8 protein-coding genes are annotated in these 7,010 nt (G+C 48.2%); 3 read left to right on the top strand and 5 right to left on the bottom strand.

Annotated elements, in window-relative coordinates; translation table 11 throughout:
• Positions 1-367 (bottom strand): site-specific integrase (locus ACGF5R_RS23220; protein ID WP_387692960.1); only part of this gene is annotated, 367 nt, incomplete at its 3' end.
• Positions 368-699: 332 nt separating this feature from the next.
• The gene (locus ACGF5R_RS23215; protein WP_387692958.1) at positions 700-3,612 is read right to left on the bottom strand and encodes a CHC2 zinc finger domain-containing protein; all 2,913 of its coding nucleotides are present in this window, start codon (positions 3,610-3,612) and stop codon (positions 700-702) included.
• 121 nt (positions 3,613-3,733) lie between these two features.
• Here ACGF5R_RS23215 and ACGF5R_RS23210 point away from each other — a divergent pair, with 121 nt between their 5' ends.
• The 3 genes from ACGF5R_RS23210 to ACGF5R_RS23200 all read left to right on the top strand — a co-directional run bounded on the left by ACGF5R_RS23210 (position 3,734) and on the right by ACGF5R_RS23200 (position 4,761).
• Positions 3,734-4,144 (top strand): helix-turn-helix domain-containing protein, encoded by a 411-nt coding sequence (locus ACGF5R_RS23210; protein WP_387692956.1) that lies wholly within the window; start codon positions 3,734-3,736, stop codon positions 4,142-4,144.
• Between the two features lie 84 nt (positions 4,145-4,228).
• Complete coding sequence (locus ACGF5R_RS23205) at positions 4,229-4,549, top strand: SymE family type I addiction module toxin (protein ID WP_036846042.1); 321 nt, start codon at positions 4,229-4,231, stop codon at positions 4,547-4,549.
• Between the two features lie 14 nt (positions 4,550-4,563).
• Entirely contained in the window at positions 4,564-4,761 is a 198-nt protein-coding gene (locus ACGF5R_RS23200) for a hypothetical protein (protein ID WP_088374975.1), read from the top strand.
• Positions 4,762-5,027: 266 nt separating this feature from the next.
• Here ACGF5R_RS23200 and ACGF5R_RS23195 read toward each other — a convergent pair whose 3' ends face one another.
• The 3 genes from ACGF5R_RS23195 to ACGF5R_RS23185 form a co-directional block, all read right to left on the bottom strand.
• Positions 5,028-5,558, bottom strand: a complete 531-nt coding sequence (locus ACGF5R_RS23195) for an SMI1/KNR4 family protein (protein WP_387692954.1) — start codon at positions 5,556-5,558, stop codon at positions 5,028-5,030.
• A 430-nt stretch (positions 5,559-5,988) separates the two neighbouring features.
• Positions 5,989-6,429 carry a hypothetical protein gene (locus ACGF5R_RS23190; protein WP_387692952.1) on the bottom strand — a complete coding sequence of 147 codons (441 nt, stop codon included), beginning with the start codon at positions 6,427-6,429 and terminating at the stop codon, positions 5,989-5,991.
• Positions 6,430-6,436: 7 nt separating this feature from the next.
• Positions 6,437-6,814, bottom strand: coding sequence for an AHH domain-containing protein (locus tag ACGF5R_RS23185; RefSeq protein ID WP_387692950.1), 378 nt, complete (start codon positions 6,812-6,814; stop codon positions 6,437-6,439).
• Between the last annotated feature and the right edge of the window lie 196 nt (positions 6,815-7,010).

The following is a 7,010-nucleotide window of genomic DNA, read 5'->3' as shown; positions in this document are numbered from 1 at the left end:
TGTCTGGCGAGGCCAGTGTTGCCGCCGGGCTGGTCGGGATAGCGTGCTGTTGCTGCAACCAGTCGAACCACAGGCGTAAGGCGCGCAGGCGTCGGCGCTGACTGTCCGGCGTATAGGGCTGACCGTTGGCTTTGCGGTACCGGGTCAGAGACTGCTGCCAGTTTTCCAGTAACGGCTCGGTGACCTGAGCCGCGGATATTACGCCCTGTTCCTCACACCAGTTGACGAACGGTGACAGCCGTTCATGACGGGCGGACTGGCTCTTTTGACTCGCCCCCTGCAACAGCAGGGTATCCAGATACGCGTCCAGATGCTGGCGCAGGGTCAGCCGGGCAGGTTCAGATTGACGTTTAACGGGTGATGACATGATGGGATTTCCTGTAGGGAACAGCGGTTATTGTTATCGGTGTGTGATACGTCACTCCGGTACGATGGCTTGATTTTTAAGTGGCCGAAACAGTCCTTTTCTGTCTGCCCAGACTTGCGAGTTATTCAACCCTTTGCTACTGCGGCTTGCAGCCGGTTTTGGCGAACCAGACTTGACCCCGACTTGGGGCAGACTTGACCCTGACTTGCCTTCATTTGAGCCAGACTTGCACAAGTCATATTCACACTTTCCTGTATCCGGCTTTCGGGTTCGTTGATGAAGGGGGAGTACGGTACGACGGCCTGATTTTTAGGAGGCCGGAACAGTCCTTTTCAGGCTCGCCCGACTTGTGAACCATTCAGCCCTTTGTCACTGCGGCTTGCAGCCGGTTTTGGCGAACCCGACTTGGCCCTGACCTGGGGCAGACTTGACCCCGACTTGCTTTCATCCGAGCCAGACTTGCACGAGTCATACACACTATTGGCATCCTGATTTTCCGGTTCAATCAGACCGCACAGGTGGGCTTCCTCCGTTTTATCGCCATCCCATAACAGTTCATATTGCAACAGATGGCCGCGGCTGCCGCCATGTATCAACAGATATTCCATGTCGCTTAAGCGCTGACAGTGGAGTTTAAGCTGGCTGTCACTCCAGTGGGTATAACTGCGGATATCCCGGCGGGTAAAACGGACTGCGTTCACCGGGCGTTGCTGCATTGCCGCCGTCTCTTTCACCATTGCCTGTATCAGCAACAGCAGCTTACGGGTCTGTGGCGGCATCTCATCCAGCGTGCGGCCTAATATCTCGTGGGCCAGCCGGTTGGCTAAGCTAATATCTTCTTTGGTCACCTCGATATAGTCCAGCCGTTTTCCCCGGTGCTCGACGGTTTTCACTGCCCGCTGATACTGATGCAGCAGGGCGATACTTTGTATCAGGGTGAGATATTTCATGTGGTCGCGTCGGGTGCGGGTTTTATCGCTCATGAACGTTAATTGACTGGCGAACGGATTCACCACATTCAGCGGACGTAACAGCCGCTGGGCGTTCTGATGCAGGTCGGTGATATAGGTCTTTTCATTCTCCGCCAGTAAGCCTTCGAGGGTCTGCTTATGGCGCTGCAACGCGTGGATAGCTTCGGTTTGTTCCCGCGATTCGTTCACGGTCAGCACCAGACAGCGGTTTAACAGCTCTTCATCGACATCAATCGCCGTGGTGGTGAGCATCAGCATCACCGGCCCTTTCACCGTGTACTGTTTGGTCACCAGATTCCCGCTGGCGTCGTCTTTACCGGTGCTGGCAATGGTCAGTTCGCCGTCGCTTTGCAACAGTTTGAGCGCATAGGCGGCCTGCCGTACCCCTTCCTCTTCGGCAATGGCTAAGATTTTATGCTGGAGATTGGTTTCGCCCAGATAGAACAGGCTCTGGCCGGTCATGGCGCTGTATTGCAACCGTTCTTCTTCCGGTATCAGATTGAGTACGGCATCCATCAGTGAACTTTTCCCGGCGGCGCTACTGCTCTGTATCAGCACGGCCAGCGGACGTTCCAGCTTGCGGCTGACGGCAGCTAAGTAACCGGCCAGCAGGTTGGTGCTTTCCCCCACGACGCCACAGGCGGCTAAGTCAGCGGTGATGCGTTCACTCAGTTTCGGGTCTTGCAGCAGCGCCAGCGCCGCTGCCCGTTGGGCTTCGCTCAGTTCGGGAACCGGTTGGGTTTCGGTTTGTTCACCGACACCGGCCTGTTGACACTGTTCCAGTACCAGCAACACCTGCCCCAGCGCCCGGCGCAGGTCGCCTTCGGCCAGCCCCAGTTCGGTGGCGGCCAGCCGCGCATACCCGCCCCGGCTGCGGGCGCTCATCATGTCCACGCTGTCCGCGAACATCACGCCGCTGTCGGTATCAACGACCTGAACATTGACCTTCATCACTGCCGCTCCGGCTTTCACCTGTGACAGGCCCCGGATACCCCACTGTTGAGTGCCGAGGGTGAGGGATATCTCGCCGTTAGCGCCGGTTTCCCAGACCACATTCGGCATTGACGGCAACGCGGCTATACCGGCGGCTAAGGTGCTGACCGTTTCCGGCACCGGAACCGGCTGATGTTCAGCCAGTGCGGCCCGCTCTGTTGCGGTGGTGGCCTGTACCTCTGCCGCTTCCTGCATCGGCACGGCACTGTCGAGCAACAACCCGAAGGCCCGTTCCGGCTCGGCGACCTGACACAGATAGCCGTTGGCATCCATGCCCTCGGGGAACACCACCCGGAACACGGTGATGCCGACGGCGGTTAGTTCGGCGGCCAGTTTCACTGCGGCCTCATTGCCTGCCGGATCGTTGTCGTAGGCGATCAAGACCTGTTTAACGTTATGCCGCCGGAACGCCTGCCGCATCTCATTGGTGAAACCGTTCACCCCATAGGCGGCGGTGACATGGCGGTGACCGGCTACCCAGAACGACAGGGCGTCGATCAAGGATTCACAGAGGATGACCGCCCCTGAACTGATCAGCGCCGGCTCATTCCATATTCCGCCATGTGCGCCGGGAAGGTACAGATGCAGCGGCGTTCCGCTGCGTAAACGGTCGGTGATTTTGCGCCCGTAGATCTCGCGGATCTGATCGTTCGGGTCGATAACCGGTATCACCAGCGAACCGGTAAAGTGCTCGTGCCCGCTGTCGCGCATAATCCCCACGGCCCGAAGACGGGCGCGGATCTGTGCGCCGGCCTGCACCGCCTTGATGGGCAGGCGATAGGCTAACGTGCGGTTGGCAAAGCCCAGTTTAAACCGGGCGACTAATTCCGGGTGGTTGAGCCGCCGTTTTTCCAGATAAGCCAGGGCTTCGGGGGCATTCAGCAGCGTATGATGGTAGAACCCGACGACCCGACTGAGCAGCGCCTGCCGTCCGGCGTCATTATCGGCCAGCATGGCGGGTTCATCCGGTTGCACCAATGGCACCACCGACGGGTTATCCCCCAGTTCCCCGCGTAACCGTTCCACGGCCCGGCGCAGACTTAAGCCCTCCGTTTTCATCACCCAGTCGAGCACGGAGCCGCCGGCGTCACAGCCAAAACAGTGATAGAGGTTTTTTGCCGGTGAGATAACCATTGACGGGGTTTTCTCCTGATGGAACGGGCACAGCAGCACGTAATCTTTGCCGCGTTTAAAGAGCTGTCGCCCCTGTTGCTCCACCACGGCGACTAAGGAGACCGCAGCTTTCAGGTGCTGTAATTCTGCTTCCGGGATGCGTGCCATAACAGGGAACCCCCAAAATATGTCAAGATTTATTTTACTTCGATATGCGATATATTATATATTCGTAATACGATATTAAAGCAAGTCGTTTTTGGAACTCACCTTATACTTGGAGCATTTTATGGCTGATGTGATAGATGAGATTATGCAGACCGAAGAACAGCGCCGGGCATTCGGTAAACGACTTAAAGAGTTACGTAACCAACAGCGACGAACACAGAAGGAAGTTGCTGCCCTGATTGGCTTGCAACTTTCGCAGTACAACAAGTATGAGTCCGGGATGCACATCCCTCCGGCTGATAAATTGATCCAGTTGGCTGAGTTGTTCACGACAACTATTGATTACTTACTGCTTGGCTCGTCCAACGAACAGATACCGATTAGCAACACGCGACTAATGGAGCGATTTAAAGCACTGGCCCAATGCCAGCCGGAAGAACAGGAGACCGTGATTAAACTGATTGATGCGGTGATTGTTAAGCACCGGGTTGAGTCGGCGATACGTCCTGTTGATCAGGAGAAGAGCAACTAAGTCTAAAGCGATTTTTTAGCGCGGTGTTGAAGTGCAGCAACACAACAACACCGCTCACCACAAGCAACTAAACAGGAGTTGATGATGGCTAAGGCGCATTCTAAAGCAGAAGCGGCAGTAAATAAAGCTGTGAAAACAGAACGTTATTACACGGTGGGGTATGTGCCGAACGGGAACAAGGTCAACAACGCCACCCCGGCGATACATCTTAAGGGGCAGTGGCTTAGACAGGCGGGGTTTAATACGGGCGGCCAGATTACGGTGAAGGTGATGGATGGCTGTCTGGTGCTCATTCCTGACAGTGAGGCCACGCAACAACAGCATCAGCAGTACCAGCGACAACAGGCCCAACTGCGGGAGATTAAGCAGCAGATGCGGGCACTGATAACCGGTTTTGTGGGTTAAGGGGAGAGCATGAGATGACGATAGCGATTGAACATTTACAGGACATTCAGTTAACTCACATTGAAGCGCTGGCCTTGGCCCAATTGGCTAAGCGGCTGAACTGGGCGGAGATACGTGCCTGTGCGGTTGATGATACGGAAGCCTGGGTTATCAAGGCCGCGATAGGGCGGCTCCAGTCTGCATTGGCGTATCACGGGTATTCACCACGGTAAGAAAGAAGCCGGCCGGAAGCGATTCCGGCTTTTTACTGTTTCAGGGAGAAAACAGAATAAAATAGCTAAAATATAGTCTATGTATATATTTACCATGAGTTTTATATTTTTCTGTATTATTTCTTTTTTTATCTTCTTATTTATTTTATATTTTTTTGCTTTTAATTTATATAGTTAATATATAAAGTCAACCCTGTAAAATATTTATTTTAAGCATAAAATAACAAAGCCGGAAAGATCGCGGCGGATCTTTCCGGCTTATTTTTTTAAATGCTTTCAAATGCTATATTATTAGGTAGGAAATTATCAGGGAATGACATGCATTTTATTTTCTTGGACAAAACACCTTCTAAAAAAGATGTTAGATCTTCTTGCCTATATTCGACTTCTGGAGATCTTGAGGCAATAATTGCTATTTTCCATGAATCACTGTTATCCATTGGTGATATAACCCAAAATATATAATCACCATTATCAGTCACTCCTATTGGAAGTAATCCATTTTTATTAGGATAAAGAGAAAACCGATAATAATCTTTATCATCCTCAATTAAATAATTAAAATCCTCAATAATCAAATCCTTCTGATTGAAGAAATTTAGATCATCATTTTCACTAAATGGATTAAATATATTAATAAAGTTAGCTATTCTTCCTGTTCCATAGCAATTTATGAACTCAATGAAATCATTAGGAAAATGGTAGTTATTATCTGTCAATGGCCATTTCTCCTTTTGACCTGCTTCATTCGGAGATACAGGAGGAGGCAATATAGTTTTTAAATTAAATATGCTCATAGTTTACATTCCTGGGGGATTAAGGACAGTTACATGTGTAAAGAAACCACCTGAACCTTCAGCTTTTATTGTAACTCCAGCCGGAAGCGATCCCGGTTTTTTACTGTTTCAGGGAGAAAGCAGAATAAAATAGTTAAAATATACCCTATGTATATATTTACCATAAGTTTTATATTTTTCTGTATTATTTCTTTATTTATCTTCTTATTTGTTTTATATTTTTGTGATTTTAATTTATATAGTTGATATATAATATCAACTTGTAAAATATTTATTTCAAGCATAGAAATAACAAAGCCGGAAAGATCGCGTGGGATCTTTCCGGCCTTTTTTATTATAAGTTATCATTTTATCTGTAAATTTCATGATAACTCTCACATTATGAAATATATATTTTCAATTTAATAAATACAAATTCTTATTTTCCTTATTAAGTGAGAAAAGTAAACGCACCTGTACTTCTATTTTTATCTAGCCCAGAAAGCATATTAAACAATAATTTTGAGTTGTTATTTTTATCCTTACTAATAATTTGATAAAAATAATCATGTACTGGACAACAAAAAAGTCTATCTGGTGAAGCAACACAATACAATTGGATATCTTCACTTTCTTGCTCAATAAAATACCAACTCCAGTGATATTTTTTAGCAATTAGATCCCCATAAAGAGAGCCAAATTCATAAGCCAACGATGTTACTTCCTCTTTGTTTAACGAACGTATATCATCCAAATAACTTCTTATATTATTCAATGTCAATTCATAGTTACTTATCTCTTCCAAATTAAGTTTAGACGCTGCTAAATCACCTAGTTTTTTTATTTCTTGGCTTTCTTCATTTGATAGCTTTCTATATTTCAAATCGTTCATATTAATATCATCCTATTTTACTACATTTAGTTTTACTTCTAGGAACATCACCTTCTCTTATTTTTGCATTTAATTTACTTTGTAATTTTTCTACTCTTTTTATAGTGGCATCATCATTGATACCAGGCTTCCATTTATATTTAATTTTTTCAACGCGGCTACTTGCATATGAAGAATATTGAGGGTGAGAGCCTCTATGATAAAGAGCATCATTTAATTGAACTCTTTTAGATTCACTACCAGCCATTAATCTACCGTTTCCTTTACCGTCCATATCCATGCCTAAAGCATCAAAGAAACTTTGATTTTTCTTCCAAATTTCTTCGGGTATTAAGTGGTGAGCTTCTAATCCATCACCGACAAAGCCGCCAATACGCGAATTCAATACCGTGCTACTTAGACCTAATGGGTCAACCCATCCGGTGGGATTTTGCACATAGCGATAGGTATTCTCACCACCAAATAGCCCGATCGGATCTTCGGCACTATCCCGACGCCATCATACAGGTTAGCGGACTTTTCCCCTTGATTTAGCAGCCTTTTTCTCCACCGCTTTTTCCCGCCCTGTTAAAGAACATGCC

This window comes from Photorhabdus sp. RM71S, assembly GCF_042879355.1.
GTDB classification, from domain to species: domain Bacteria; phylum Pseudomonadota; class Gammaproteobacteria; order Enterobacterales; family Enterobacteriaceae; genus Photorhabdus; species Photorhabdus kayaii.
This window is presented reverse-complemented; position numbering and strand designations above follow the sequence as displayed.

Coding starts and splice junctions, on each gene's coding strand:
- ACGF5R_RS23205 (WP_036846042.1), top strand. CDS start 4,229: ATGGCTAAGGCGCATTCTAAAGCAGAAGCGGCAGTAAATAAAGCTGTG.
- ACGF5R_RS23195 (WP_387692954.1), bottom strand. CDS start 5,558: ATGAGCATATTTAATTTAAAAACTATATTGCCTCCTCCTGTATCTCCG.
- ACGF5R_RS23200 (WP_088374975.1), top strand. CDS start 4,564: ATGACGATAGCGATTGAACATTTACAGGACATTCAGTTAACTCACATT.
- ACGF5R_RS23215 (WP_387692958.1), bottom strand. CDS start 3,612: ATGGCACGCATCCCGGAAGCAGAATTACAGCACCTGAAAGCTGCGGTC.
- ACGF5R_RS23210 (WP_387692956.1), top strand. CDS start 3,734: ATGGCTGATGTGATAGATGAGATTATGCAGACCGAAGAACAGCGCCGG.
- ACGF5R_RS23190 (WP_387692952.1), bottom strand. CDS start 6,429: ATGAACGATTTGAAATATAGAAAGCTATCAAATGAAGAAAGCCAAGAA.